25 protein-coding genes and 5 tRNA genes are annotated in these 24,500 nt (G+C 39.5%); 11 read left to right on the top strand and 19 right to left on the bottom strand.

Annotated features, from left to right (window positions below; genetic code table 11):
- Positions 1-154 precede the first annotated feature (154 nt).
- Positions 155-1,147 (top strand): amidohydrolase family protein, encoded by a 993-nt coding sequence (locus tag DPV85_RS01105; RefSeq protein ID WP_049374946.1) that lies wholly within the window; start codon positions 155-157, stop codon positions 1,145-1,147.
- A gap of 118 nt (positions 1,148-1,265) precedes the next feature.
- Here DPV85_RS01105 and DPV85_RS01110 read toward each other — a convergent pair.
- The 4 genes from DPV85_RS01110 to DPV85_RS01125 all read right to left on the bottom strand — a co-directional run bounded on the left by DPV85_RS01110 (position 1,266) and on the right by DPV85_RS01125 (position 1,719).
- A tRNA-Val gene (locus DPV85_RS01110) sits at positions 1,266-1,341 on the bottom strand.
- Between the two features lie 47 nt (positions 1,342-1,388).
- A tRNA-Val gene (locus DPV85_RS01115) sits at positions 1,389-1,464 on the bottom strand.
- Positions 1,465-1,523: 59 nt separating this feature from the next.
- Positions 1,524-1,599 (bottom strand) — tRNA-Val (locus DPV85_RS01120).
- 44 nt (positions 1,600-1,643) lie between these two features.
- Positions 1,644-1,719: transfer RNA gene (locus DPV85_RS01125), tRNA-Val, on the bottom strand.
- 172 nt (positions 1,720-1,891) lie between these two features.
- Between DPV85_RS01125 and gltX the strand changes: the two genes are divergently transcribed.
- Both gltX and DPV85_RS01135 read left to right on the top strand, forming a co-directional pair.
- Positions 1,892-3,334 (top strand): glutamate--tRNA ligase, encoded by a 1,443-nt coding sequence (gene gltX / locus DPV85_RS01130; protein ID WP_111326520.1) that lies wholly within the window; start codon positions 1,892-1,894, stop codon positions 3,332-3,334.
- An 80-nt stretch (positions 3,335-3,414) separates the two neighbouring features.
- A tRNA-Ala gene (locus tag DPV85_RS01135) sits at positions 3,415-3,490 on the top strand.
- A 55-nt stretch (positions 3,491-3,545) separates the two neighbouring features.
- Here the strand turns inward: DPV85_RS01135 and mtgA are convergent.
- The 10 genes from mtgA to DPV85_RS01185 form a co-directional block, all read right to left on the bottom strand.
- Positions 3,546-4,292 (bottom strand): monofunctional biosynthetic peptidoglycan transglycosylase, encoded by a 747-nt coding sequence (mtgA, locus tag DPV85_RS01140; RefSeq protein ID WP_165816450.1) that lies wholly within the window; start codon positions 4,290-4,292, stop codon positions 3,546-3,548.
- Positions 4,270-4,578: a trp operon repressor gene (gene trpR / locus DPV85_RS01145; protein WP_049369133.1), complete on the bottom strand. Its 309-nt coding sequence runs from the start codon at positions 4,576-4,578 to the stop codon at positions 4,270-4,272. Before trpR ends, mtgA begins: the two co-directional genes overlap by 23 nt.
- A gap of 32 nt (positions 4,579-4,610) precedes the next feature.
- Positions 4,611-6,803, bottom strand: coding sequence for a transglycosylase SLT domain-containing protein (locus DPV85_RS01150; RefSeq protein ID WP_111326522.1), 2,193 nt, complete (start codon positions 6,801-6,803; stop codon positions 4,611-4,613).
- A 66-nt stretch (positions 6,804-6,869) separates the two neighbouring features.
- The gene (locus DPV85_RS01155; protein ID WP_111326524.1) at positions 6,870-7,166 is read right to left on the bottom strand and encodes a YciI family protein; all 297 of its coding nucleotides are present in this window, start codon (positions 7,164-7,166) and stop codon (positions 6,870-6,872) included.
- An 11-nt stretch (positions 7,167-7,177) separates the two neighbouring features.
- Entirely contained in the window at positions 7,178-7,642 is a 465-nt protein-coding gene (gene yciA / locus DPV85_RS01160) for an acyl-CoA thioester hydrolase YciA (protein ID WP_049372961.1), read from the bottom strand.
- Positions 7,642-8,196 carry a septation protein A gene (locus tag DPV85_RS01165; RefSeq protein ID WP_111326526.1) on the bottom strand — a complete coding sequence of 185 codons (555 nt, stop codon included), beginning with the start codon at positions 8,194-8,196 and terminating at the stop codon, positions 7,642-7,644. The genes yciA and DPV85_RS01165 overlap by 1 nt, the downstream gene beginning before the upstream one ends.
- Before the next feature lies 1 nt (position 8,197).
- Positions 8,198-8,953, bottom strand: a complete 756-nt coding sequence (locus DPV85_RS01170) for a beta-methylgalactoside transporter (protein ID WP_111326528.1) — start codon at positions 8,951-8,953, stop codon at positions 8,198-8,200.
- A gap of 111 nt (positions 8,954-9,064) precedes the next feature.
- Positions 9,065-9,703, bottom strand: coding sequence for a phosphoribosylglycinamide formyltransferase (purN, locus tag DPV85_RS01175; protein WP_111326530.1), 639 nt, complete (start codon positions 9,701-9,703; stop codon positions 9,065-9,067).
- Positions 9,704-9,771: 68 nt separating this feature from the next.
- Positions 9,772-10,809, bottom strand: a complete 1,038-nt coding sequence (purM, locus tag DPV85_RS01180) for a phosphoribosylformylglycinamidine cyclo-ligase (protein WP_111326532.1) — start codon at positions 10,807-10,809, stop codon at positions 9,772-9,774.
- Positions 10,810-10,962: 153 nt separating this feature from the next.
- Complete coding sequence (locus tag DPV85_RS01185; RefSeq protein WP_049369142.1) at positions 10,963-11,250, bottom strand: YfcZ/YiiS family protein; 288 nt, start codon at positions 11,248-11,250, stop codon at positions 10,963-10,965.
- A 209-nt stretch (positions 11,251-11,459) separates the two neighbouring features.
- On the opposite strand from DPV85_RS01185, the gene DPV85_RS01190 reads away from it, so the two are divergent.
- The 3 genes from DPV85_RS01190 (at position 11,460) to mutH (ending at position 14,137) form a co-directional block, all read left to right on the top strand.
- Positions 11,460-12,839: an outer membrane protein transport protein gene (locus tag DPV85_RS01190; protein WP_111326534.1), complete on the top strand. Its 1,380-nt coding sequence runs from the start codon at positions 11,460-11,462 to the stop codon at positions 12,837-12,839.
- 90 nt (positions 12,840-12,929) lie between these two features.
- On the top strand, positions 12,930-13,469 hold the full coding sequence (locus DPV85_RS01195) for a methylated-DNA--[protein]-cysteine S-methyltransferase (RefSeq protein WP_111326536.1): 540 nt from the start codon (positions 12,930-12,932) through the stop codon (positions 13,467-13,469).
- Entirely contained in the window at positions 13,466-14,137 is a 672-nt protein-coding gene (gene mutH, locus DPV85_RS01200) for a DNA mismatch repair endonuclease MutH (protein ID WP_111326538.1), read from the top strand. The genes DPV85_RS01195 and mutH overlap by 4 nt, the downstream gene beginning before the upstream one ends.
- A gap of 15 nt (positions 14,138-14,152) precedes the next feature.
- On the opposite strand, the gene tilS is transcribed toward mutH, so the two are convergent.
- The 5 genes from tilS to znuC all read right to left on the bottom strand — a co-directional run bounded on the left by tilS (position 14,153) and on the right by znuC (position 19,050).
- Entirely contained in the window at positions 14,153-15,445 is a 1,293-nt protein-coding gene (tilS, locus tag DPV85_RS01205) for a tRNA lysidine(34) synthetase TilS (protein ID WP_111326540.1), read from the bottom strand.
- Positions 15,445-16,311: a pyridoxal kinase gene (pdxY, locus tag DPV85_RS01210; protein ID WP_111326542.1), complete on the bottom strand. Its 867-nt coding sequence runs from the start codon at positions 16,309-16,311 to the stop codon at positions 15,445-15,447. Before pdxY ends, tilS begins: the two co-directional genes overlap by 1 nt.
- Positions 16,312-16,425: 114 nt before the next feature.
- A complete protein-coding gene (gene accA / locus DPV85_RS01215) occupies positions 16,426-17,373 on the bottom strand; it encodes an acetyl-CoA carboxylase carboxyl transferase subunit alpha (protein ID WP_070775685.1) in 948 nt (315 codons plus the stop codon).
- A gap of 87 nt (positions 17,374-17,460) precedes the next feature.
- Complete coding sequence (gene znuB / locus DPV85_RS01220) at positions 17,461-18,246, bottom strand: zinc ABC transporter permease subunit ZnuB (RefSeq protein ID WP_005699689.1); 786 nt, start codon at positions 18,244-18,246, stop codon at positions 17,461-17,463.
- Between the two features lie 9 nt (positions 18,247-18,255).
- Positions 18,256-19,050, bottom strand: a complete 795-nt coding sequence (gene znuC, locus DPV85_RS01225; RefSeq protein ID WP_049356420.1) for a zinc ABC transporter ATP-binding protein ZnuC — start codon at positions 19,048-19,050, stop codon at positions 18,256-18,258.
- Between the two features lie 178 nt (positions 19,051-19,228).
- Here znuC and mepM point away from each other — a divergent pair, with 178 nt between their 5' ends.
- The 5 genes from mepM to DPV85_RS01250 all read left to right on the top strand — a co-directional run bounded on the left by mepM (position 19,229) and on the right by DPV85_RS01250 (position 24,417).
- Positions 19,229-20,704 carry a murein DD-endopeptidase MepM gene (mepM, locus tag DPV85_RS01230; RefSeq protein ID WP_111326544.1) on the top strand — a complete coding sequence of 492 codons (1,476 nt, stop codon included), beginning with the start codon at positions 19,229-19,231 and terminating at the stop codon, positions 20,702-20,704.
- A 132-nt stretch (positions 20,705-20,836) separates the two neighbouring features.
- The gene (locus DPV85_RS01235) at positions 20,837-21,790 is read left to right on the top strand and encodes an ABC transporter permease (protein WP_111326546.1); all 954 of its coding nucleotides are present in this window, start codon (positions 20,837-20,839) and stop codon (positions 21,788-21,790) included.
- Positions 21,783-22,742 (top strand): iron chelate uptake ABC transporter family permease subunit, encoded by a 960-nt coding sequence (locus DPV85_RS01240; protein WP_111326548.1) that lies wholly within the window; start codon positions 21,783-21,785, stop codon positions 22,740-22,742. The genes DPV85_RS01235 and DPV85_RS01240 overlap by 8 nt, the downstream gene beginning before the upstream one ends.
- Entirely contained in the window at positions 22,733-23,494 is a 762-nt protein-coding gene (locus DPV85_RS01245; protein WP_111326550.1) for an iron ABC transporter ATP-binding protein, read from the top strand. The genes DPV85_RS01240 and DPV85_RS01245 overlap by 10 nt, the downstream gene beginning before the upstream one ends.
- Positions 23,495-23,508: 14 nt before the next feature.
- The gene (locus DPV85_RS01250) at positions 23,509-24,417 is read left to right on the top strand and encodes a siderophore ABC transporter substrate-binding protein (protein WP_111326552.1); all 909 of its coding nucleotides are present in this window, start codon (positions 23,509-23,511) and stop codon (positions 24,415-24,417) included.
- Positions 24,418-24,500: the final 83 nt, after the last annotated feature.

Genomic DNA, 24,500 nt, shown 5'->3' on the forward strand with positions numbered 1-24,500 from the left:
CCAGTTGAAAGACTGAAAAGATGTTATTAATTAAAATCTGCGAATTTTTCATAACATTGTAAACAATTCACAATAGATCAGATCCTTATTGGGTTTGCTTTTCAATTAATACACTTCTCGTCTCTCTTTTCCTTTCTTTTTTGGCGGAGTTATTATGAGAAATCACGTTCGTAGCTTTAAAACGTTTATTCGAGACGAAATTATTAAAAAAGGCGGCTGGGTTAATGCCCATGCTCACGCAGATCGTGCTTTTACAATGACACCCGAAAAAATCGGTATTTATCACAATAGTAATCTTCAACAAAAATGGGATTTAGTGGATGAAGTGAAACGTACATCAAGTGTTGATGATTATTACGCCCGTTTCTGTCAATCGATTGAGTTGATGATTTCCCAAGGGGTGACGGCATTTGGTACTTTTGTGGATATCGACCCGATTTGTGAAGACAGAGCCATCATTGCTGCACACAAAGCTCGCGAAGTCTATAAGCATGACATTATTTTGAAATTCGCAAATCAGACCTTGAAAGGGGTCATTGAGCCAGAAGCTCGCAAATGGTTTGATATTGGCTCTGATATGGTGGATATGATTGGTGGCTTGCCTTATCGTGATGAGCTTGATTATGGTCGCGGCCTTGAGGCAATGGATATTTTACTTGATGCGGCTAAGTCTCGCGGCATTATGTGTCATGTGCACGTGGACCAATTCAACTCTCCGAAAGAAAAAGAAACCGAACAGCTGTGTGATAAAACCATTGAACATGGTATGGAAGGGAGAGTCGTGGCAATCCATGGTATTTCCATTGGTGCACATAGCAAAGAATACCGCTATAAACTTTATGAAAAAATGCGTCAGGCCAAAATGATGATGATTGCTTGTCCAATGGCGTGGATTGATAGTAACCGAAAAGAAGATTTGATGCCTTTCCATAATGCCTTGACACCTGCAGATGAAATGATTCCAGAAGGGATTACAGTCGCGTTAGGTACGGATAATATCTGTGATTATATGGTGCCACTTTGTGAAGGGGATTTATGGCAAGAACTAAGCTTGCTTGCTGCAGGCTGTCGTTTCCCACATCTTGATGCAATGGTTGATATTGCCAGTATCAATGGACGTAAAGTGTTAGGTTTAGAGCCAGTTTAATCCAAAAATTAGATAGAAGTGCGGTCATAAAATGAAATGTTTTGTGGCCGTTTTTATTTATAAGATAAAACAGAACTAATGCTAATTTGACTGATTTAAAAAAGGACTTTAAGAAAAGTGGTGGGCGATACCGGTCTCGAACCAGTGACCCCCTCCTTGTAAGGGAGGTGCTCTCCCAACTGAGCTAATCGCCCGATGCACCTGAAAAGGTATTCGGATTTATTTAAACACTAAAATTAAGTGGTGGGCGATACCGGTCTCGAACCAGTGACCCCCTCCTTGTAAGGGAGGTGCTCTCCCAACTGAGCTAATCGCCCACATAAGAAAAGCGTTTAAATAATGGGAAAGTTTGAGCGGAAAGAACACTTTAGAAAAGTGGTGGGCGATACCGGTCTCGAACCAGTGACCCCCTCCTTGTAAGGGAGGTGCTCTCCCAACTGAGCTAATCGCCCGCTTGGTCAAACTTTTACAACATTAAAGCCAACTTTGGAAAAAGTGGTGGGCGATACCGGTCTCGAACCAGTGACCCCCTCCTTGTAAGGGAGGTGCTCTCCCAACTGAGCTAATCGCCCTTAATGTTGTGGATTGGCATTATAAGTATAATGAGATTTCAGTCAATATATTTTTATGAAAAAGCGTCTAGTTGTTGCAAAAATAGGCATAAAATCAGATTTTTTATTTAGAAGTCATGCAAGTCGTAGTAAAATAAAGGTAATTTTTGTAAATGAATAGGTTATTAAGAAAATGAAAATTGATCCTCCTTTTGAATTAGATTCGAATGTCAAAGTACGTACGCGTTTTGCCCCAAGCCCGACAGGTTATTTGCACGTGGGCGGTGCACGTACAGCCCTTTATTCTTGGTTATTTGCAAAACATAACAACGGTGAATTTGTATTACGTATTGAAGATACCGATTTAGAGCGTTCTACACCGGAAGCAACAGCGGCAATCATTGAAGGGATGGAGTGGTTAAACCTTGCTTGGGAGCATGGTCCTTATTATCAAACCAAACGCTTTGACCGTTACAATCAAGTGATTGATGAAATGATTGAGCAAGGCTTGGCTTATCGTTGCTATTGCTCTAAAGAACGCTTAGAAGAATTACGCCATACACAAGAGCAAAACAAAGAAAAACCACGTTATGACCGTCATTGTTTATATGATCACAATCATGCAGCTGATGAGCCACACGTAGTACGTTTTAAAAATCCAACAGAAGGTTCAGTCGTGTTTGATGATGCGGTGCGTGGTCGCATTGAAATCAGCAACACCGAATTAGATGATTTAATTATTCGTCGTACCGACGGTTCACCAACCTATAACTTCTGTGTGGTGGTAGATGACTGGGATATGGGCATTACTCATGTTGTACGTGGTGAAGACCACATTAACAACACCCCACGTCAAATTAATATCTTAAAAGCGTTAGGCGCACCAATTCCAGTATATGCGCACGTTTCTATGATTAATGGTGATGATGGTCAAAAACTCTCAAAACGTCATGGTGCGGTAAGTGTGATGCAATATCGTGATGACGGTTATTTACCAGAAGCCTTAATCAACTATCTTGTTCGTTTAGGTTGGGGTCATGGTGACCAAGAGATCTTTACACGTGAAGAAATGATTAAATTCTTCGAATTAGATCATGTGAGTAAATCAGCGAGTGCATTTAACACGGAAAAATTATTGTGGTTAAATCACCATTACATTCGTGAGTTACCACCTGAATATGTGGCAAAACACCTTGCATGGCACTATAAAGATCAAGGTATTGATACATCAAATGGCCCAGCATTAACTGAAATCGTGACGATGCTTGCAGAACGTTGTAAAACCTTAAAAGAAATGGCATCAGCAAGCCGTTATTTCTTCGAAGAGTTTGAAAGCTTTGATGAAGCGGCAGTGAAGAAACACTTTAAAGCAGCAGCGATTGAACCACTTGAAAAAGTAAAAGAAAAATTGACCGCACTTTCTAGCTGGGATTTACATTCTACTCATGAAGCGATTGAACAAACCGCGGCTGAATTAGAAGTGGGTATGGGAAAAGTCGGGATGCCATTACGCGTAGCAGTAACAGGCTCAGGTCAATCACCTTCTATGGATGTGACATTAGTGGGTATCGGTCGTGAACGTGTGTTAGCGCGCATCCAACGTGCCATTGATTTTATTAAATCTCAAAACGCTTAATATTTAGGCTGATAAGCGGGATTTGATTATTTCAATATTGACAGTTTATCAGCCGAAATTTATCATAGCTTGCGTTATTTGGGGATATAGCTCAGTTGGGAGAGCGCTTGAATGGCATTCAAGAGGTCGTCGGTTCGATCCCGATTATCTCCACCAAATTTAAAACCTTGAAACTGAAAGTGAGTCTCAAGGTTTTTTCTTTATGGCAAATCTACATTTCTTTTAGATAATTCAAGCCTAATCCATTCATTTGTCGCATAATCCAACTTTGTTTTTTACGAACTAACGCACTAGGCTTATTCACTTTATAGATGATAGGGTTTGGTAAAACCGCTGCGAGTAATGCCGCTTCTGATTGAGTTAAATTCTTCGCCGATTTTTTGAAATAATAGCGACTGGCCGCTTCTACACCAAAGATACCATTACCAAATTCTGCGATGTTTAAATATACTTCTAAAATCCGTTCTTTGGACCAAAAGATTTCCATTAATGCCGTTATGGGAACTTCTAACCCTTTACGAAACCAGCTTTGTCCATGCCAGAGAACGAGGTTTTTTGCTGTTTGTTGAGAAATTGTTGAAGCGCCTCGGGTTCGGCGAGATTTTTCATTAAATTTAAAGGCCTTTTGAATTGCCTCGAAATCAAAGCCCCAATGGTGGGGGAATTTCTGATCTTCAGCAGCAATCACCGCAAGTTGCATATTCGGTGAGATTTCATCAAGACTTACCCAATCGTATTTGATTGAATAGCTGAAATCCAACTGTAATAAGTGCCCGATTTTTTGCTGTGCCATATAGGCAGAGAAGGGAACAGGGATAAAGCGGAAGCAAATGAAAAACACCAGGATTGCGAGAGAAAAACGCCACGCAACCCGTTGCCAATTTTTTTTCCACCAAGAGGGGCGAAAAAGATGTAAAAGTGCGGTCAGAATTCGCTTAGTTTTTTGCAGCTTGCTCATCGAGTTGGCTTTTCACCCAGTTTATAAAATCCGGATCCATTGTTTTGAGCATATTAGAACCACGCGTAATGGTTGCCGCACTGGTATTGAGATTTTGTTGAATCTCTCGTTGTGAGAGATTTTTATCCAATAACTGCGCCACGATTTGTAAACGTAATCCTACTGCATCGCGCTCATCTGGCGTGAGCAGAAGCGTTAATAAATCTTGTGCTTTCCCTTGTTCAAACGCGGTTTGCAAGGTCGTGAGGAAAGCATTCCATTGTTCTAAATTGCGACTAATATACATATCAACAATCCTATACTATTAAACTAGTGCGACTAGTATAGCCGATCGTATTCCTCTTTGCTAAAGGTTTGTAATTTTTCTTTGTTTTGTAGGTTTTGATAGTAAAAATCGTAAGTTAATACGTTTTGAACATAACCTCGCGTTTCAAAGAATGGAATGGAGGCAATAAATTCATCCATAGCCAATTTGCCATTGGCTCTCGCAAGCCATTTTTCTACACGGCTTGCTCCCGCATTATAGGCGGAGGCGATCAAAATGCGATTGTTTGGATATTTAGCATTCAGCTCATTTAAGTGCGCCGTACCGAGTAAAATATTATTAAGCGGTTTGAATAAATCTAACTCACCGTTATAAGGAAGTTGCTGATTTTCTGCCGTTTTTTGTGCAGTGCTCGGTAATAACTGCATTAATCCTCGAGCATTTGCGGAAGATTGTGCCATTGGATTCCAAGCACTTTCTTGGCGAGCAATGGCCATGGCAAAAGTTTTGGTGACACGATTATCCACAATCGCTTGAGGTTCCGTTGCGCTGAGATTCACATTACTGAGGGCAATATCAAAATATTGACTGTAAGCATTTGGTAGACGTAATCCGATATAATCCCATGCTTTCGCAATAATCGACCCATCCACGCCTAATTCAAACCAATTTTGTTCATTCGCATATTGGCTTAACGAAAGTTGTTTCTCTTGCGGTAATTTTTCTAATAGAGAACGCCAACGTTGTTTGGCTGCACCTAATCGATCTAATTGACGCAGTTCTGCTATCTCAGCTAATTCAGCTGAATACTTCTCTTGGATATTGGACTCTTGAGGAATTTTAGGCATATCCAGTTTGTAGGAATGTCCTAATTTGACCGCAGCCAACATTGGGTAAAAACCACGTTCTTTCGCTAAAGCTTCTAATCGTTGTTTCGCATCTTTATCGGATGCTTGAGCAGCTATTTTAGCCATCCAATAACGCCATTCTTGTTTTTGTTTCGTCTCATCGGAAAGGGCATTTAACCAGACAAGCAAATCCGTTTGTTGCCAAATAGCCGTACGTAAACGACGTTCAATGAGGTTATCGGCATTCAGTTTTAGGATTTCTTGATCGCGCCATTGCACAAAGTTAGGGCTTTCATTATCAAAGAAACGGCTAATAAAGGCGATTTTCCAATCACGTAATTCCGTTTCATTTAATTGCCAATTCTTCGCCCATTGCTCGTAAGGGGTGAAAGTTGGCTCATTCATATTTTCCGGAATCGTCCGCAAATAACGAGAAAAACCTAGCACTACGGCAAATTTATTGGTGATTTTATTCGTATTACCATCCATTAATGGCAGTCTCTCCGCGAGTATTTTCAAATTTGCTGGATTTTTTAAGAGATCCTGATAGAGCGCTAAATGAGCGGCTACTTGTTCGTCTTCTTTAGCATTCTCAATTTTTTCTAACTCTTTAGCGAGTATTTCGAGGCCTTTCGCATCATTTTTACCAAAGAGCATCTCCGCTTTTTGATAGATCTTCTCTTCAGTCCGTCCACCTTGTGAATACCAAGCAGCCCACAGCTGAGCATCATTCGGAAGTTCAGCATTGTTGAGCCAAAGCTGTTCATATTCAGACAAAATAGCCGATTTATTCTTGTCGTTTGATTGATTTTCTGTCATCTGACTGGTATTGGCTGCTTCTATTTGATATTTAGCTGTAAGCACGGCAATTTGTCTTTCCAAATTATTTGGCGTGAGTTTGGCAAGTGCTTGAGTATCTTCAGCATTGATTAACAACGTAAAAATACTTTGTTCTAATTTTCCACGTAGAAAATGAGAGGAATGTTGCTGAATAAATTGTTCAATGTCTGTTCTCAATGCATTCACTTCTTCACGAGGCGTATCGCGATTAACGGTTTTTACACGCGCATCTAAATAAGCCGCCATAGCATCAGTTTGCAATGGATAGCCTTTTAAAGAATCAATAAGCCTAAGAAATAATTTGGCATTATTAGAAACATGATTATTTTTGACCGCACTTTTTAGGAGCGATTCTAATTGCAGAAAAGTCGCTCGTTGTTCAATCAGCTTTAATTCATGAGCGTGCTGTTGTTGTGTCCATTTGGCTTGTTCTTCTGCAAGGTTAATTTGTGGCGCAGTTTCATTTTGGCTTTTATGGGCATGTTGATTAGCCAAAGCTGAGCCTGAAAGTGAGGTTAAAATTAATAACGAAATTGTCGCGTGTTTAAGTGCTCGCATAGGAGATTCCATATAAAGAGAAAGACGGATATTTAGATCCGTCTTTGAGTGTAGAGTTCGTTTTATTTAGAAAACTTTTTTGAAAGGCTTCACAATGACATCACCGTAAACGCCAGCTTCAACATAAGGATCTTGTGCTGCCCAGTCTTTTGCTGCAGACAGGCTTTCGAATTGAGCAATCACAGTTGAGCCGGTAAAGCCAGCTTCACCTGGATTTTCATCGTCAATGGCAGGATTGGGACCTGCTGTTAATAAGCGACCTTCTGCTTGTAATTGTTTTAAACGAGCAAGATGTTGCTCACGTACAGCAAAGCGTTTTTCTAAAGTACCAGGAATATCTTGGGCAAAAATCACGTAATACATCATTTATCCTTTTAACAATTTAATTCTTCGATAGAGGCTAATGCTCGTTCTAGTTCAAGATTACCTTCACGTGGAATAGAGCGGGATTTGCCGTCTTTTCCTACAGCTACAAAGGTAAATACGGCATCTGTCACGCAGTAACGTTCCCCAATTGGTTCACTGGCAACTTTTTTCACCCATACTTCTACCTTGATTTTAATAGAAGAACGACCCACACTGAGACATTGGCCGTAACAACACACCACGTCACCGACGGCGATAGGCTTAATGAAATTCATACTTTCTACGGCAACGGTGACAACGCGACCATGAGCAATTTCTTTTGCTAGAATTGCTCCGCCCATATCCATTTGTGACATAATCCAGCCACCGAAAATATCACCGTTCGCGTTGGTATCTGAAGGCATCGCTAAGGTACGTAATAATAATACGCCTTTAGATTGACGACCGTCTTTATCGATAAGATTTGAAACCATTATTTGTCCCCGTCATTTTTTTGATCATCTTTAGGTAAGTAACGGTAAATATAAGCACCGCTGACAATTGTTGCAATAAAGGTCATACCAAGTAAACCAAAAGATTTGAAATCAACCCAAGCATCTTCAGACATATTTTGGCTGATGTAAATATTTACCAGCATACACAGAATAAAAAATCCTGCCCAGCCTACATTTAATTTGTTCCACACATTATCCGGTAATTGGATTTCTTTGCCTAATAACTTTTTCACCAGTGGCGTATTGAATTGGAATTGTGCAACCAATAAAACAATGGCGAAGAGGGCATTAATAATTGTGACTTTCCATTGTAGATATTTGATTTCATTGAAATAAGCAGTAAGCAATCCAAAAAAGACGACAGCAATTGCCATGATTTTTTGTTGTTTCTCAATCACGCCATATTTCAGTTTTAGTACAACCATCTGAATGATGGTCGCAATGACTAAGACAATCGCCGCTTCACGCACACCAAACATTTTGTAGGAGACGAAAAAGAGAACAAGCGGAATAAATTCAAGAAGTTGTTTCATATTAAGCCTTCATAAATAAGCTGTAAAAACGGTAAGTAAATACCAAAATAAACATTTGAAATAATGCAGCCAAGATACCAACAATAGCACTTAAAAATGATGAACCCAAGATTGCACCAATGGTGTTCACCACTAAAGGAAGAAGTAAATAAGTGAGTAAAGCATAAATAATTAATACACCATTACGCTTAATACCTGCACGCCATACTTGTAAAGCACTTTGCCCGATAGATTGATTGGACGCAATGTAATGCACAGGCGATAAGCATAGGCGAACAAAGAAAAATAAACCAAATACCATTGAAACAAAGGCTAGAGGGGAGAGGGCATTTTTGTTTAAAAATGAGCTCATGACATCAGCAAGGCCAAATAAAAGCGGCAAACTCATAAAAATATCTAAAACGACCACACCTAAAAAACGGCGCAATGTCAGCATGAGACCTTGATTAATCGGATTTTCATTTTGCTGACTAATATGATGAATAGTTGCAATGCCGAAGGTTGCAATAAAAGACATCAACAATTGTTGGAATAAAAACGATCCAATCAGTGCAGTTGGCTCTACTTTGCTCAATGCATCAATAATATCCTGTTGTGATGGATTAGGATTATCACCCAAACTCGGCATTGGAACGCTCACTAATGCATTAATCAATTGTGTGGCAACAAAGAGTCCAACGAAAATCAGCACGATTTTCCGCTGATTACGCATAAAATTGAGGCTATCTTGAAAAATCTGAGTAAAGTTAATTTGCATACTATATCCCACAATAATAAAGTCCCGATTATACAGGGTTTATTGTTTTTTTCATAAAATCAGGTTGTTTAATGGTGATTTAAGTCACTCTTTTCAAGAGCGTATATCGCTTTACTCATTAGCGTAACCATTAGGTGGCAATGGCTTACCGTCTAAATAAGCTTGATTTTCAATGAGTTTTAATCGATCTTCGACAAACCATTTAATCACTAAAGGATAAATGTGATATTCCTGTTCACGAGTTCGAAGCTCAATCTCCTCGACAGTATCGCCAGGGAAAATAGGCACTTTAGCCTGTAATACGATGGCGCCCCCATCGATCTCTTCATTGACAAAATGTACGGTTGTACCGTGTTCGCTGTCGCCATTCTCAAGTGCTCTTTGATAAGTATGCAACCCAGGATATTTTGGCAGAAGGGAAGGATGAATATTTAAAATTTTCCCTGCAAAACGTTGTGTGAATGGCTTGGTTAAAATTTTCATGTAACCGGCTAACACAATGAGATCAACACTGAGATCTTCTAAATAATCACCGATAGCCTTATCCATATCGAGATTGGACGTAAAATCTTGACGTAAAAAAACTCGGCTAGGAATGCCCGCACTTTCAGCACGTTCTAAGCCAAATGAATCGATTTTATTACTGATGACAGTTACAATCTTTCCTGGAATAAATCCAGTTTGACAAGCCTCAATTATCGCTTGAAGATTTGATCCTTGCCCTGAAATCAGGACAGCAATTTTTTTCATATTATTCTACATAAAAGAAGGGCGAACCTTTCATTCTGAAATTTTCGCCCTGAAATGGAAAATTGAAATTATTTAATGATTACTTGTGGTTCGCTATCTGTCGCACTTTCGATATGACCGATCAACCAGGCATTTTCACCAGATTGTTTTAAAATTGCTAAAGCGGTTTCCACTTGCGATTGAGGTAATGCAATCACCATGCCAACGCCACAGTTGAATGTGCGATACATTTCATAGGTTTCAATGTTGCCTTTTTCTTGTAACCATTTGAACACCGGTTGCCATTCCCAGCTACTTTCATCAATAACCGCTTTTGTATTTTTCGGTAATACACGCGGGATATTTTCCCAGAAACCGCCACCCGTTAAGTGCGCAATAGCATGGACTTCGGTTTGTTTGATTAACGCAAGAACAGATTTTACATAGATTTTTGTCGGTGCAAGCACTTGTTCACTTAATGGACGACCATCTAACTGTTCAGTGGCTGGATTTACGCCAGCAACATCAATGACTTTACGAATTAAAGAATAACCGTTTGAATGTGGACCACTTGAACCAAGTGCAATTAAGGCATCTCCCACTTTAACTTGGCTACCATCAATGATTTCTGATTTTTCAACAACGCCTACACAGAAACCTGCAAGGTCATAATCTCCAGCGTGATACATACCTGGCATTTCGGCAGTTTCGCCACCCACTAATGCACAGCCAGATTGTACACATCCTTCTGCGATGCCTTTGACCACATCTGAAGCAACATCCACATCAAGTTTTCCTGTCGCGTAGTAGTCCAAGAAGAATAATGGCTCTGCACCTTGCACGACTAAATCGTTAACACACATTGCAACCAAATCAATACCGATGGTATCGTGTTTTTTTAAGTCAATGGCTAAACGTAATTTGGTTCCTACACCGTCTGTACCTGATACAAGGATAGGTTCTTTATATTTGCCCGGAATAGCACATAATGCACCAAAGCCGCCTAATCCGCCGATGACTTCAGGACGAGTAGTTCGTTTCACGTGTGGTTTAATACGTTCAACTAATTCATTACCGGCATTAATATCTACGCCTGCATCTTTATAACTTAATGATGGTTTGCTCACAATGTTATCCTATATTTTTAGGTTAAATGATAAAACGGCGTGATTGTATCAGATTAAGCAAACGTTTGCGATAGTGATTTAATTGGGTTTTAACTAAAAAAATAACCGCACTTTATTTTAAAGGATAAAGTGCGGTCAATTTCTAAAAAGTTTTTAGCGATTCGCTAATTCAAAAATCATCGCTTCAGCTTGGCAGCTAAATGTAAAGCGAGCTGTTAAATTTGCGCCATTTTCAGTTTCTGTGATTTCACTTTTAATCTCGCAAGGATCGCTTTCGGTTTTGCGAGCTTTTTCAATGAAACGATTAAGTGCTGCTTCAGCTTCAGCTTTATTCGCATAGGTTTGATGAATATCAACAGAACAATCTGAACCGTCAATAATCGTACCCACATCAACACAACTACAAGTGAGAGATTCTTCTGCTTTGCATGTTACTGTCATAGGATTTCCTTATTTAAAATTAAGATTGGTTCTATTCTAGCATTTTTAAAACGCTCTGCCAAAGTAGCCACATTTTTTTAATTTAAATATCATTTATTTATCACTGGTCGGAACACTTTAAAATTAATCTAAAATAATTTGCACTCCATTTATTGGAGTTTTAGAATCTCGCGGCTTTTTTCATTATTATTAATAACAAAAGGTTCCAAATGACAAAATTTAATAAAACGCTATTAGCAATGACCACATTGTTAGCAGCAAGCGGTGCAAATGCTGCCGCATTCCAATTAGCAGAAGTTTCTACATCAGGTCTTGGTCGTGCTTATGCGGGTGAAGCAGCAATTGCTGATAATGCTTCAGTAGCTGCAACTAACCCAGCATTAATGACAGAGTTTAAAAAAGCAGAGTTATCTGCTGGTGGTATTCTAGTTGATGCAGATGTTGATGTCACGGGTACTATTGGTGGAGTACCAGCTAATCATAAAAATGTCATTCCAAATGCCATTATTCCTAATATGTATGTGGTTGTGCCTGTAAACGACCGCTTCGCATTGGGCGGCGGTATGAATGTTAATTATGGTTTAAAATCTGAATATAATGATACCTACGCTGCTGGTGTATATGGTGGTAGAACAGAATTAAAAGCATTAAATTTTAATTTAAGTGGTGCATATGATTTAGGCTATGGTTTTAGTTTTGGTGTAGGTCTAAATGCAATTTATTCTGATGCAGAAGTCCAACGCTATTTAGGTATCGGTGGTAAAGCGGTTGCACAAAAATTAGGTGCAATGGCAGCAAAATTAAGTGCGGCTGGACAGACTGCTAAAGCAACGCAGTTATCAGTAGTTGCTAAGCAATTAGCAAACGCCCCAGCAAATACATCGGTTTCTAAAATTAAAGGTGATAAATGGAGCCTAGGATGGAACGCTGGTTTAACTTATAAACTTAATGAAAATCATCGTTGGGGTTTAGCATATCACTCTGCAGTAAATGTTAAATTTAAAGGTAATTATTCAAATGAATTCCCTGTTACATATAATGCATTATTATCTCAATTAGCAAATACTGGAGTTACCTTGCCAATTACTCAGGCAACCGGAGGTGAGAACGTTCCCGGCAGTTTAACTTTACACTTGCCAGCTTATTGGGAGTTTTCGGGATTCCATAAATTAACGGATAAATTAGCGGTTCAATATAGTTATAAATATACTGAATGGAAACGTTTGAAAAGCTTAACTGCTTATGGTGAAAGCGGTAACGTTTTATTCCATAAAGATGAAAAATTCAGTAATTCTTCACGTTATGCACTAGGTTTTTCTTATGATGCAACTGAAGCGTTAACAGTAAGAGCGGGTGTTGCTTATGATAAGAATGCCAGTGTCAATCATCCATCAATTTCAATTCCAGACACAGATCGTATGTGGTATAGCTTAGGGGCAACTTATCGTTTTACCCCAAACTTATCAGCTGATTTTGGATATGCACACTTACATGGTAAGAAAAATAGCTTTAAAGAAGGTTTATCAGGTCAATTTAAAGTTAAATCAAGTGCTAACCTTTACGGTTTAAACTTAAACTACAGTTTCTAATTTGTAAAAAATTTAGCATAATACGTAGCACACCGAATGTATGTTCGGTGTGCTTTTTTCTTATATGGTCCCATAAAAAACGGGAGAAAAATGACCGCACTTTTTTATGCTTATATGGACTCACCAATTGGTCGGTTATTAATGCTTTCTGATGGTGAAAACCTTACAAATTTAGATTGTGAATTAGAACAAACCACGCCAAATCCAAACTGGATTTTTCGACAGGATTTACCGCTTTTTGAAAAAGTGCGGTGCGCTTTAAGGCGTTATTTTAATGGCGAGCCAGAAAGTTTCTCCGATATTCCTTTATCGCCTAAAGGTACCGCATTTCAACAAGCGATTTGGACAGCATTGCGTCAAATTCCTTATGGTAAAACGGCGAGTTATGGCGGGTTAGCCGAAAGCATTAATAACCCTAAGGCGGTGCGAGCCGTTGGCGGTGCGGTAGGGAGTAATCCCATTAGTATTATCATTCCATGTCATCGTGTATTAGGGAAAAAATGTGAAATTACTGGTTTTGGTGGTGGATTGCCGGCAAAACGCTTTTTATTGAAACTAGAAAATATTCCTTACATCGACAAAGGCATAGAATACGTTAAACCGAAATTATTGAAGAAATACCACGAATGATCCCACAAACCGAACAAGCCTTATTAGAAAAAGCGCAATCTATTGCGGGGTTAACCTTTGGTGAACTTGCAGATGAATTAAATATTCCCGTTCCGCCTGATTTAAAACGCGATAAAGGTTGGGTTGGAATGTTGCTTGAAACCGCATTAGGAGCGACTGCCGGCAGTAAAGCAGAGCAGGACTTTTCCCATTTAGGCATTGAATTAAAAACGTTGCCCATTAATGCAGAAGGTTTTCCGTTGGAAACCACGTTCGTTAGCCTTGCGCCTTTGGTTCAAAACTCGGGCGTGAATTGGGAAAATTCGCACATTCGCCATAAATTATCGAAAGTTTTGTGGATTCCTATTGAAGGTAGTCGAGACATTCCTTTGCATGAGCGCCATATTGGCCAACCTATATTATGGCAACCTTCGATTGAACAAGAACATCAATTACGCCAAGATTGGGAAGAGTTGATGGATTATATTGTGCTCGGAAAGTTAGATCAGATTACGGCACGTATTGGTGAAGTCATGCAACTGCGCCCCAAAGGTGCAAACAGCAAAGCCATTACGAAAGGCATTGGTAAAAATGGGGAAGTGATTGATACTTTGCCGCTGGGGTTTTATTTACGGAAAGAGTTTACAGCAGGCATTTTAAACGCTTTTCTTAATCATAAAAATGGGTGAATCATCACCCATTTTTTATTTCTCTAAGTTCTGAAAAACACGGAAAAAACCTACCGCACTTTGTAAAGTCTCACCATAAAAAATGAGTGGAATACGATTTCGTTGCCAAGGCGGAACACCGAGCTCTTGCCAGATTTTTTTCATGGTTTCGGCAGGGCGATTATGTTGGCGTTTTACTTTGCTAGTATAAGCAAATCGTATTTGAATCGGCTCTTGTGTATCAGCAAGTTGAACCTGTTTTTCGTTCCAATTGACTAAAATGCCTTTCGCGTTGTGGGCTGCACAAATTGTTCCAAGATTATCAGGTAAGGTAATCTGTTGATTTAACGGCATATCAAGGCAAGTTTGCGACAAATCAGCGAATTTTCTCGTTAAATAGAGACATTGTTGATAACGACGAATAATATGCTCCCCAAGTTGAAATTGTGGGGAGGCATCCGCTTTGGCTTGAATAACATCATCAATAATATGCATTAATTGAACCTGCGTTGGCATGGCAATTTGATTTTTAGCCAGCCACATACGCAAAAGTGAGGTTTGTTTTTGCGATGAATAGTCTAGAAAGTTTAGGAGCGAAAACTGTTTTTGATCCTCAAGAATGTGCTGCTCAAAGCAAGTTTGTAATAATTCATTAATCAGTTGTTGTTGCTCAAAACAATGTTGTGCGGCACGCTGAACAGCATGATCAAAATGCCCCCAGCGTTGGCGTATTTCAGGCAAAATTTGGTTACGTAAGAAATTGCGATCGTAATAATTATCTTGATTACTTTCGTCTTCGACCCAAGATAGATTTTCTTGCTGAACGTAATCTTTTAATTCATTACGGCTAAAAGAAAGGAGTGGGCGTAGAATAGACATCCCGAACAATTGACTTTCTTTTTGCATGGCACCTAAACCTTGCAATCCTGCTCCGCGTTTTAGCGCCAGGAAAAAAGTCTCAGTTTGATCATTTAAATGATGTGCAGTGACTAGATATTCATTTGGTTGAATATGTGTTGAAATAGCTTGATAGCGTGCTTCTCTTGCGCCCGCTTCAATGCCATCGTGCATTTCCACTTTGACTTTTTCAATAATAAGTGGAATGGCAAATTGCTCACAGAGTTGTTGGCAATGAGCCGTCCAAGCATCCGCATTCGGGCTTAATCCGTGATGGATATGGATAGCTCGCAGACTTAAGTGCGGTCGTTTTTCGCTGAGTTTTTTAACTAAAGAAAGCAGTGCAGTTGAATCCAAACCACCGCTAAAAGCAATGAGCAGCTTATTGGCGGTGGTTGGGATTTGTGCTTGGAATAATGAAAAAAGATCCATTAGGCAACTTTAACGGCTTTGTAGTTTGTGCTTGGATTTAAGATCTCAAAACGCGCAGCAATAGGTTGGAGTTCGTAAGATTTCAAATCAAAGGTAGTTTTCATTACGCCTGCAACAGCATTATTCATTTTTTCAAAAGCTTCGACATCGTTGCCACAGTTTAAGTAATGCGCCAAGAAAGTACCTGCAATTAAATCACCCACGCCAACTGGTTCAAAGTCAAATTTATAAAGCGGACGACTTAAATGCCATACGCCTTCTGGTGTCGCCATAATAATTTCAAAGGTATCAGGATCATTCAATTTACCTGCTTTACCTAAGTGTTTAACTAACACTTTCTTCACACCTTTAGCAACTAACGCATTAGCCGCTTTGAGCACATCGTCAAACGTATTGATAGGGAAGTCAGACAGCGTACGAAGCTCAGAAAGGTTTGGTGTCATGATGTCTGCACGTGGAATGGCTTTTTCAATTAAGCGTTCACGTACACCATCGGCGACCACGCAGACTTTTTCGGCATTTGGCATAACGGGATCGCACAAGTAAAGTGCATTTGGGTTACGAGCTTTGATTTTTTCTAAAGCATAGATAATTTTGTCAACTTGCTCAGCTGAACCTAAATAACCGGAAAGCAATGCATCACATTCTTGCAGTTTTCCAATGGCATCTAAACCGTTGGCAATTTCGCCGATTTGTTCTTGTGGAATCACCATGCCCGTCCATTTCCCATATTGAGTATGGTTAGAGAATTGCACGGTATTGAGTGCCCATACATCTACACCTAAGAGCTGCATTGGGAAGGTCGCAGATTTATTGCCAGCGAAGCCATAAACCACGTGAGATTGGATTGCTAATACGTTTTTCATTTTGAGTTCTCCTTTTATATTATTTTAGGCATTGATGCTGTTTCTTGCATCCATGCAACATTTTTTCAAAACACAAAAAAGAGCGGTTAAACTAACCGCTCTTTTTCTATTTTATTAACAATAACCGTAAGACATTAAACGTTCATAACGTCTTTCTAATAAGCCATCTTTGTCGAAGGTATCGAGTTCGTTTAGTTCTTCAACAAGGCATTGTTTTAAATTACGTGCCATTTCATGATAATTACGATGTGCACCACCTAATGGCTCTTGAACGATATTATCAATTAAACCCAACTCTTTTAAACGAGTTGCGGTTAAGCCCATGACTTCTGCTGCGGTTGACGCTTTTTCTGCGCTTTTCCATAAGATAGAAGCACAGCCTTCTGGTGAAATAACGGAATAAGTTGAATATTGTAACATATTCACTTTATCTCCCACACCAATGGCTAATGCACCACCGGAACCGCCTTCACCGATTACGGTACAGATAATAGGTACTTTTAAGGTAGACATTTCACGTAAGTTACGAGCAATCGCTTCAGATTGACCACGTTCTTCCGCACCGATACCCGGGTAAGCCCCTGGCGTGTCGATAAAGGTAATAATAGGTAAGTTGAAACGCTCAGCCATTTGCATTAAACGTAACGCTTTACGATAACCTTCAGGTGCAGGCATACCAAAGTTACGAGTCACTTTGTCTTTTACTGTACGACCTTTTTGGTGGCCGATAATCATTACTGCGCGACCATCTAAACGAGCAAGACCACCTACGATTGCTTTATCATCTGCAAAGGCACGATCGCCTGCAAGTTCTTGGAAATCAGTAAAAATATGTTCGATATAATCAAGCGTGTATGGACGATTTGGGTGACGTGCCATACGAGAAACCTGCCATGCATCAAGATTTGCAAAGGTTTTTTTGGTTAATTCATCGCTTTTCTTTTGTAAGCGTTTAATTTCATCGTGTAAATCAATTTTGTCATCAGATGCTGAACGTAGCGCTTCAATTTTGGCTTCAAGTTCAGCAATAGGTAATTCAAAATCTAAATATTCTTGGCTCATTTCTTATCCTAAAATATCGTCAAAAGTTGCCCGCACTTTATCAAGATTTAAGGTGCGGTGCAAATGGTTTTCACTGGTTGGAGCGGATTATAAATATTCCTTTTTTAGTAATGATAACAAAAACAAAAATGCGGAACAAATCACGACAGAAGGCCCCGCAGCGGTATCATAAAAGGCGGAAAGGAATAACCCGCCAACGACGGAAAGCATACTGATTAAAATGGCAATAAATACCATTTGTTCAGGTGTCTTTGCAAAACGTCTTGCTGTTGCAGCTGGAATAATTAATAGCGATGTAATAATCAGGGCTCCAACAAACTTCATACTTAATGCGATTGTAAGTGCGGTCAAAATCATCAAGATAAATCGCATTTTTTTGATGTTAATGCCTTCCACTTGAGCCAGTTCAGGTGAGACAGTGGTGGAGAGTAAGGCTTGCCAGAAGTAAAGCAGTGTGCCTAATACAATGAGGACACCCGTGCCAATATAAGGTAAGTCGTTAAAATTAATGGCGAGCAAATCCCCAAAAAGATAACTCATTAAGTCTACGCGGACATTTTTTAGTAAGCCAACCGTAACCACACCAAGGGAAAGACAACTGTGTGCGATAATGCCTAAAAGGGTATCCACTGAAAATTGCGTGTTACTTTCGAGCCAAACCATTAATACGGCGAGAATAATCGTCAAAATTACAATGGCAACATAAGGGTTAATTTGTAAGAAAATCCCTAACGCCACACCAAGCAAGGCTGAGTGGGAAAGGGTATCACCAAAATAAGCCATTTTACGCCACACCACAAAAGCACCCAGTGGTGCGGTAATTAAGGAAAGCAGTAAGCCTGTAAGCAAGGCGGGAAATAAAATCTCAAACATGATTTTTCCTTATTGTTGGCATTCAGATGGATTGGCACTGCAACTACAAACATCACCGTGCATATTATGATGATGATTATGATGGTGCGTATAAAAGCCCACATTTTGTGAGATTTGGTTGCCCCAAAGGCGTATAAATGTTGGATCATTCGATAAACTTTCGGGTGTGCCGGCACAGCGAATATGTTGATTGATGCACAACACTTCTTTACTGTCCGCCATCACGATATGCAAATCATGGGAAACCATTAAAACCGCACAATTTAAGGCTTGTTGAGTACGGTGAATCAGCTGATAAAGTTCAGCTTGACCATTAATATCGACCCCTTGAGTTGGTTCATCTAGCACCAGTAAATTGGGTTTGTTCAAAATCGCACGAGCTAATAACACGCGTTGCATTTCCCCACCTGAGAGTTTTTGCATATTATTTTTTCTCAGATGCGTAATAGAGAGTTGCTCAAGTGCGGTTGATATTTCTTGTGTTTTAACGCCTTTTTTGAGCGCAAGAAAACGCTCAACCGTCATTGGTAAGCTGTGGTCTAAGTGAATTTTTTGTGGGACATAGCCAATTCTGACATTAGTGCTATAAATCACCTCACCAGATGTCGGCGTTTGTAATTTTAATAAAGTTTTTAAGAGGGTCGATTTTCCTCCACCATTTGGGCCTACAATGGTGATAATTGAATTAGGATAAATACTGAGGTTAATATCCCGCAATGCCGTCTTTTGTTCAAAGACCACATTGATATTTTTCAGCGTAATTAATGGTGTTGGTTGAGCTGGTTGAATGGCGTGAATCTGCATAATCCCCCCTCTAAAAATAGCTCACTAAAATAGCTCATTTCCTTGTTTTTCTCAAGAAATTCCGACTATGCCTAATATTTAGGCATAAGATTTGACATTTTTAGGGTAAAATGAATTTTTTTTAGAGTTTGTAGTCTGAAGAGCGAAAAGCTTTTTATTCATTTTAAAGGTATCTATTTTGCAACACGTTAAATTAGCTAGAGATCGACGGAAAAGAAAGTCCCGCATAAAAGCGGCGATTTTTTTTGCCGCACTTTTACTTATTTTAACGGGCATTTTCCTCGCCTTTAAAGATACCGCTGACTATGATCCCTCTCTGCAAAGCAATCTTGAGCCAGAGATGGTGGATAACGTTCAATATCAATCTCTTACACCTGAAAAAAAAGAATCTGATAAGTCTCAACCTCAAGCAGGCGAACATCCAGAAGCGAAGCAGAATGCGAATACGGAAGATGCAACTTCTTACGATGATGATCTTCAAGCCAAAGATGATGAAGTGGATGAAATTAAACCGCAGTTTGATGAGCTAACTGATTTACCAAAAGATGCGCAAGATGCGCTCAGCGGTATTTTAGATGTAGCTGATCAGGCATTGCGTATTACCGATCAATTTAGTCATACCGTGGTGCGTGGTGATTCCTTAAAAGACGTGTTAGAGCTTTCAGGTTTAGAAGATGATACAGCGAAGAATTTAATTGCCGAATATCCTGAATTAAAAACCTTGCGCGCAGGTCAGCAGTTCTATTGGATTTTAGATAAAGAAGATCAACTGGAATATTTAAACTGGTTGGTGTCTGAAAAAGAAGAACGCATTTATGAACGCACGGAAGACGGTAAGTTTAAACGCCAAATTCTAGAGAAGAAAAGTATCTGGAAGAAAGAGGTGCTAAAAGGCACGATTAACGGATCTTTTGCATCAAGTTTGCGTGATTTAGGTTTGGATGGTCGTCAAATCAGCCAGTTAAGCTCTGCGTTACAGTGGCAGGTAAGTCTTCAAAAACTCAGTAAAGGCACCAAATTTGCGATTTTGGTATCACGTGAATATTTAGGTGATAAATTAACGGGTCAAGGTAACGTTGAAGCGATTCACATCATGGCAGATGGTAAGAGCTATTATGGTATTCAAGCCGCCAATGGTCGTTACTACGATAAGCAAGGGGAAACCCTTGGTAAAGGCTTTGCGCGTTATCCATTGCAACGTCAAGCGCGTATTTCGTCACCATTTAACCCAAATCGCCGCCATCCGGTAACAGGACGTGTTCGTCCGCATAAAGGGGTGGACTTTGCTGTTTCACCAGGTACGCCAGTTATTGCGCCTGCAGAAGGTGTGGTAGAAAAAGTGGCTTATCAAGCAGGTGGTGCAGGACGTTATGTGGTGATACGCCATGGTCGTGAATATCAAACAGTGTATATGCATTTAAGTCGTGCTTTAGTTAGTGCGGGTCAAACCGTGAAGAAAGGAGAGCGCATTGCATTAACAGGGAATACGGGTATCTCAACTGGTCCACACTTGCACTACGAGTTTCATATTAATGAACGTGCGGTGAACCCGCTTACGGTGAAATTGCCGGGTAGCAGCAGCGGAATGGCAACGGCAGAACGTAAGCAATTCTTAGTTCGAGCGAAAGAAGTCGAAAGAACGTTAAAATTATAGCGAATGAAGTGCGGTCAAATTTGACCGCATTTTTATTCGATTAAGAATTAACCCAAAACTGACTGCTCTCCACCTTTCTTCTTTTCCTTCAATATGCTATTCTTTTTGCATTTTAGAATTATTCTCATTTTTATGATTAAGCGACGTTATCTAATTTTTCTTTTGATCGTGCTTTCCTTTGTTTCACTTTTTCTCGGGGTAAGTACTGTTAATCTGCAAGGGTTACTGAATTTTGAAGGTAATCAATGGCAGATATTTCTCATCAGTCGTATGCCGCGTTTAATCAGTATCTTGATTGCGGGTGCATCCTTAAGTATTTGTGGCTTAGTGATGCAGCAACTCAGTCGAAACCGATTTGTTTCTCCCACCACTGCGGGCACCATGGATAGTGCAAGATTAGGGATTTTAATGGCGATGCTGTTTTTCCCAACGGCTTCAATGTTGTTAAAAACGACCATTGCGGTGATTGTGTCTTTCCTTGGCACATTGTTATTTATGACGATTCTGTCCCGTTTGAAATTCAAGGACACCATTTTTGTACCTTTAGTGGGGATTATGTTCGGTAATATCATCAGTTCGATTACCGCCTTTATTGCTTACAAAGAAGATTTATTGCAAAACTTATCCGGGTGGTTACAAGGGGACTTTTCTCTTGTGATGTCTGGTCGCTATGAATTGTTGTATTTCAGTATTCCTACACTCATCGTGGCTTATTTATTTGCGCATCGTTTTTCTATTGTCGGGATGGGGAAAGATTTTGCGGTTAATCTAGGTCTAAATTACAACCAGGTCCTTTATCTCGGATTGCTCATTGTGGCGGTCGTGTCTTCGATTATTATCGTGTCTGTTGGCGTGATCCCTTTCTTGGGGCTAATTATTCCGAATATCGTCACACTTTATTTGGGCGATAACTTGAAGAAAGTATTATCTCATACCGCCTTGCTAGGCGCTGTATTTGTTTTATTTTGCGATATTTTAGGTCGAAGTGTGATTTATCCTTATGAGATTTCCATTAATGCCGTGGTTGGTGTATTTGGCAGTGGTATCTTCTTATTTTTATTATTAAAGCGGTATAGAAATGGCTAAGAAATCTTCTTCTCAACTGATTGTATTGTCGTTGTTAGCCATTGTTTCTCTTGCACTCTATTTAGGCTACAACTTACCGAACCGTTGGCAATATGCCTTGGAAAATCGTGCCTTATCCTTAATTGCGATTGTGATTACAGGCGCGGCAATTGCACTTGCTACGATGATTTTCCAAACCGTCGTGAATAACCGAATTCTCACCCCGAGTATTTTAGGGTTAGATTCGCTGTATTTGCTGATTCAAACGACGATTATCTTCCTTTTCGGTTCAAGCACATTGCTTTCCATGAATTCCATTGCATTGTTTGTCTTGTGTACGGGATTAATGATGGCGTTTTCATTAGTGCTTTATCACTTCCTATTTAAGAAAGAAAACCAAAATATTTTCTTCTTGTTGCTCGTCGGGATTATTTTCGGCACCTTCTTTGGTAGCTTAACGACGTTTATGGAAGTATTGATTGATCCAAATGAATTCCAGATCGCACAAGATATTGGCTTCGCAAGTTTCAACCGAATCAATACTCAAATCTTGTGGGTGGCATTAGCCATTTTAGTGGCGACGATTGTTTTCAGTTTGAGATATTGGCATTGCTTTGATGTGTTGGCGTTAGGACGCGAAAATGCCATTAACTTAGGAATCGATTATCAAAAGACCTTAAAAGTCCTCTTAATTCTCGTGGCAATTTTAACGTCAGTGTCGACCGCACTTGTTGGCCCACTTACGTTCCTCGGGTTATTAGTGATGAACGTGACCTTTGAATTTGTTCGTGATTATCGCCACAAGGTACTCATTCCTGCATCGATGTTAATTTCCATCATAACCTTGGTTTTAGGGCAATTATTAGTGACCCATATTTTTACGTTCCGCACGACATTAAGCATCATCGTTAATTTTGTCGGTGGCGTGTACTTTATTTATTTGTTATTAAGAGCAAACAAAAAATGGCAATAGAAATTCGCAATATTACTAAAAGTTACGGAAGCAAAAAGGTGGTGGATAATGTGTCCATCACCATTCCTACGGGGAAAATTACATCTTTTATTGGGCCGAATGGTGCGGGGAAGAGCACTGTGCTGTCTATTATGAGCCGTTTGTTGAATGCTGATAGTGGCGAGATCTATCTCAATGGTGAATTGCTCAATCGCAAGAAAAGTAGCGATATTGCGAAACAACTTGCGATTTTAAAGCAAACTAACAACATTAATTTGCGTCTAACCATTGAAGATTTAGTCGCCTTTGGGCGTTTTCCTTATTGCAAAGGAAACTTAACCCAAATTGACCGCACTTTTATTGATAATGCCATTGCTTATATGAATTTAGATGATATTCGTCATCAATATATCGATAACTTAAGTGGTGGGCAGCGACAACGCGCTTATATTGCGATGACACTTGCGCAGGATACGGATTATATTTTGTTGGATGAACCATTAAATAATCTGGATATGAAACATTCTGTTCAGATAATGAAAGTTTTACGTAAATTAGCGACAGAACTCAACAAAACTGTGGTGATTGTGATTCACGATATTAATTTTGCCTCTTGTTATTCAGACTACATTGTTGCCATGAAAAATGGAAAATTAGTGCATCAAGGGGAAGTTAACCACATTATGCAATCGCCCGTGCTACAAGATATTTACGACATGGCGATACCTATTCAGGATATCGACAACCATAAAATTGCCGTTTATTTTAGATAAATAAGGAAATCTTCATGAAAAAAACATTATCAACTTTAGCACTTTCACTCTTTGCATTTGCCGGTATTGCACAAGCTGCAGATATTACCGTTGAAAATGCCGCTGGAAAGCAGGTTGTGCCACAAAATCCACAGCGAGTCATTGTGCTTGATTTTGGTGCGGCAGACACACTTCGTGCATTAGGTGTGCAAGATAAAATCGTGGGCTTCCCACAAAGTGGAAAAATTCCAAACTATCTTTCAGAATTTGCAGACAAAAAATATAAGAATGTCGGTGATTTGAAAGAACAATCATTGGAGCAAATTAACGAACTCAATCCGGATTTGATCATTGCGTCTAAACGTCAAGAAAAAATGATCGACAAATTTAAAGAAATTGCACCAGTATTTAATGTTGAAAATGACTACAACAATTACTACCCGAGTTTTCAACAAAATGTGACCGCACTTGGTCAGATCTTTGGTAAAGAAAATGTTGCGAAAGAAAAACTTTCAGCATTAGAAAGTAAGGTTGACCTAGTCGCCAAAGATGCGAAGGACAAAACAGCCTTATTGGTGTTGGTTAATGAAAGTAAAATCAGTGCCTTTGGTGACGGTTCTCGTTATGGTATGGTGTATCAAAAATTTGGTTTTAAACCGATTGATGACAGCATCAAATCGTCTACGCACGGACAAAGTGTTGGTTTTGAATATATCTTAGAAAAAAATCCAGACTTTTTACTTGTCGTAGATCGTACAGCGGCCATTACAGAAAAAGCCAACAATGCACAAAAAGTATTGGATAACGATATCATCAAACAAACCAAAGCATATAAAGATGGACACATTGTGTATCTTGATGCTGCCAATTGGTATCTTGCATTTGGTGGTTTAGAAAGCATGGAAATCATCGCACAAGAACTTGATCGTGCAGTGAAAAAATAATACAAAAAATCATCTAAAAGGGCAGTCAACGATTGCCCTTTTTATATGTAAATTAATCTTTACACATATCAATAAACTCCCTA

Source organism: Haemophilus parainfluenzae, from assembly GCF_003252725.1.
In the GTDB taxonomy this organism is placed as follows: domain Bacteria; phylum Pseudomonadota; class Gammaproteobacteria; order Enterobacterales; family Pasteurellaceae; genus Haemophilus_D; species Haemophilus_D parainfluenzae_L.

What these genes read in the sequence shown, in the direction of transcription:
- mutH (WP_111326538.1), top strand. Translation starts at nt 13,466, where the DNA reads ATGATCCCACAAACCGAACAAGCCTTATTAGAAAAAGCGCAATCTATT.
- DPV85_RS01190 (WP_111326534.1), top strand. Translation starts at nt 11,460, where the DNA reads ATGACAAAATTTAATAAAACGCTATTAGCAATGACCACATTGTTAGCA.
- gltX (WP_111326520.1), top strand. Translation starts at nt 1,892, where the DNA reads ATGAAAATTGATCCTCCTTTTGAATTAGATTCGAATGTCAAAGTACGT.
- DPV85_RS01195 (WP_111326536.1), top strand. Translation starts at nt 12,930, where the DNA reads ATGACCGCACTTTTTTATGCTTATATGGACTCACCAATTGGTCGGTTA.
- DPV85_RS01240 (WP_111326548.1), top strand. Translation starts at nt 21,783, where the DNA reads ATGGCTAAGAAATCTTCTTCTCAACTGATTGTATTGTCGTTGTTAGCC.
- accA (WP_070775685.1), bottom strand. Translation starts at nt 17,373, where the DNA reads ATGAGCCAAGAATATTTAGATTTTGAATTACCTATTGCTGAACTTGAA.
- yciA (WP_049372961.1), bottom strand. Translation starts at nt 7,642, where the DNA reads ATGGTTTCAAATCTTATCGATAAAGACGGTCGTCAATCTAAAGGCGTA.
- DPV85_RS01235 (WP_111326546.1), top strand. Translation starts at nt 20,837, where the DNA reads ATGATTAAGCGACGTTATCTAATTTTTCTTTTGATCGTGCTTTCCTTT.
- DPV85_RS01245 (WP_111326550.1), top strand. Translation starts at nt 22,733, where the DNA reads ATGGCAATAGAAATTCGCAATATTACTAAAAGTTACGGAAGCAAAAAG.
- DPV85_RS01150 (WP_111326522.1), bottom strand. Translation starts at nt 6,803, where the DNA reads ATGCGAGCACTTAAACACGCGACAATTTCGTTATTAATTTTAACCTCA.
- DPV85_RS01105 (WP_049374946.1), top strand. Translation starts at nt 155, where the DNA reads ATGAGAAATCACGTTCGTAGCTTTAAAACGTTTATTCGAGACGAAATT.
- mtgA (WP_165816450.1), bottom strand. Translation starts at nt 4,292, where the DNA reads ATGAGCAAGCTGCAAAAAACTAAGCGAATTCTGACCGCACTTTTACAT.
- DPV85_RS01170 (WP_111326528.1), bottom strand. Translation starts at nt 8,953, where the DNA reads ATGCAAATTAACTTTACTCAGATTTTTCAAGATAGCCTCAATTTTATG.
- tilS (WP_111326540.1), bottom strand. Translation starts at nt 15,445, where the DNA reads ATGGATCTTTTTTCATTATTCCAAGCACAAATCCCAACCACCGCCAAT.
- pdxY (WP_111326542.1), bottom strand. Translation starts at nt 16,311, where the DNA reads ATGAAAAACGTATTAGCAATCCAATCTCACGTGGTTTATGGCTTCGCT.
- znuB (WP_005699689.1), bottom strand. Translation starts at nt 18,246, where the DNA reads ATGTTTGAGATTTTATTTCCCGCCTTGCTTACAGGCTTACTGCTTTCC.
- znuC (WP_049356420.1), bottom strand. Translation starts at nt 19,050, where the DNA reads ATGCAGATTCACGCCATTCAACCAGCTCAACCAACACCATTAATTACG.
- DPV85_RS01165 (WP_111326526.1), bottom strand. Translation starts at nt 8,196, where the DNA reads ATGAAACAACTTCTTGAATTTATTCCGCTTGTTCTCTTTTTCGTCTCC.
- DPV85_RS01185 (WP_049369142.1), bottom strand. Translation starts at nt 11,250, where the DNA reads ATGACAGTAACATGCAAAGCAGAAGAATCTCTCACTTGTAGTTGTGTT.
- DPV85_RS01155 (WP_111326524.1), bottom strand. Translation starts at nt 7,166, where the DNA reads ATGTATTACGTGATTTTTGCCCAAGATATTCCTGGTACTTTAGAAAAA.
- trpR (WP_049369133.1), bottom strand. Translation starts at nt 4,578, where the DNA reads ATGTATATTAGTCGCAATTTAGAACAATGGAATGCTTTCCTCACGACC.
- DPV85_RS01250 (WP_111326552.1), top strand. Translation starts at nt 23,509, where the DNA reads ATGAAAAAAACATTATCAACTTTAGCACTTTCACTCTTTGCATTTGCC.
- purN (WP_111326530.1), bottom strand. Translation starts at nt 9,703, where the DNA reads ATGAAAAAAATTGCTGTCCTGATTTCAGGGCAAGGATCAAATCTTCAA.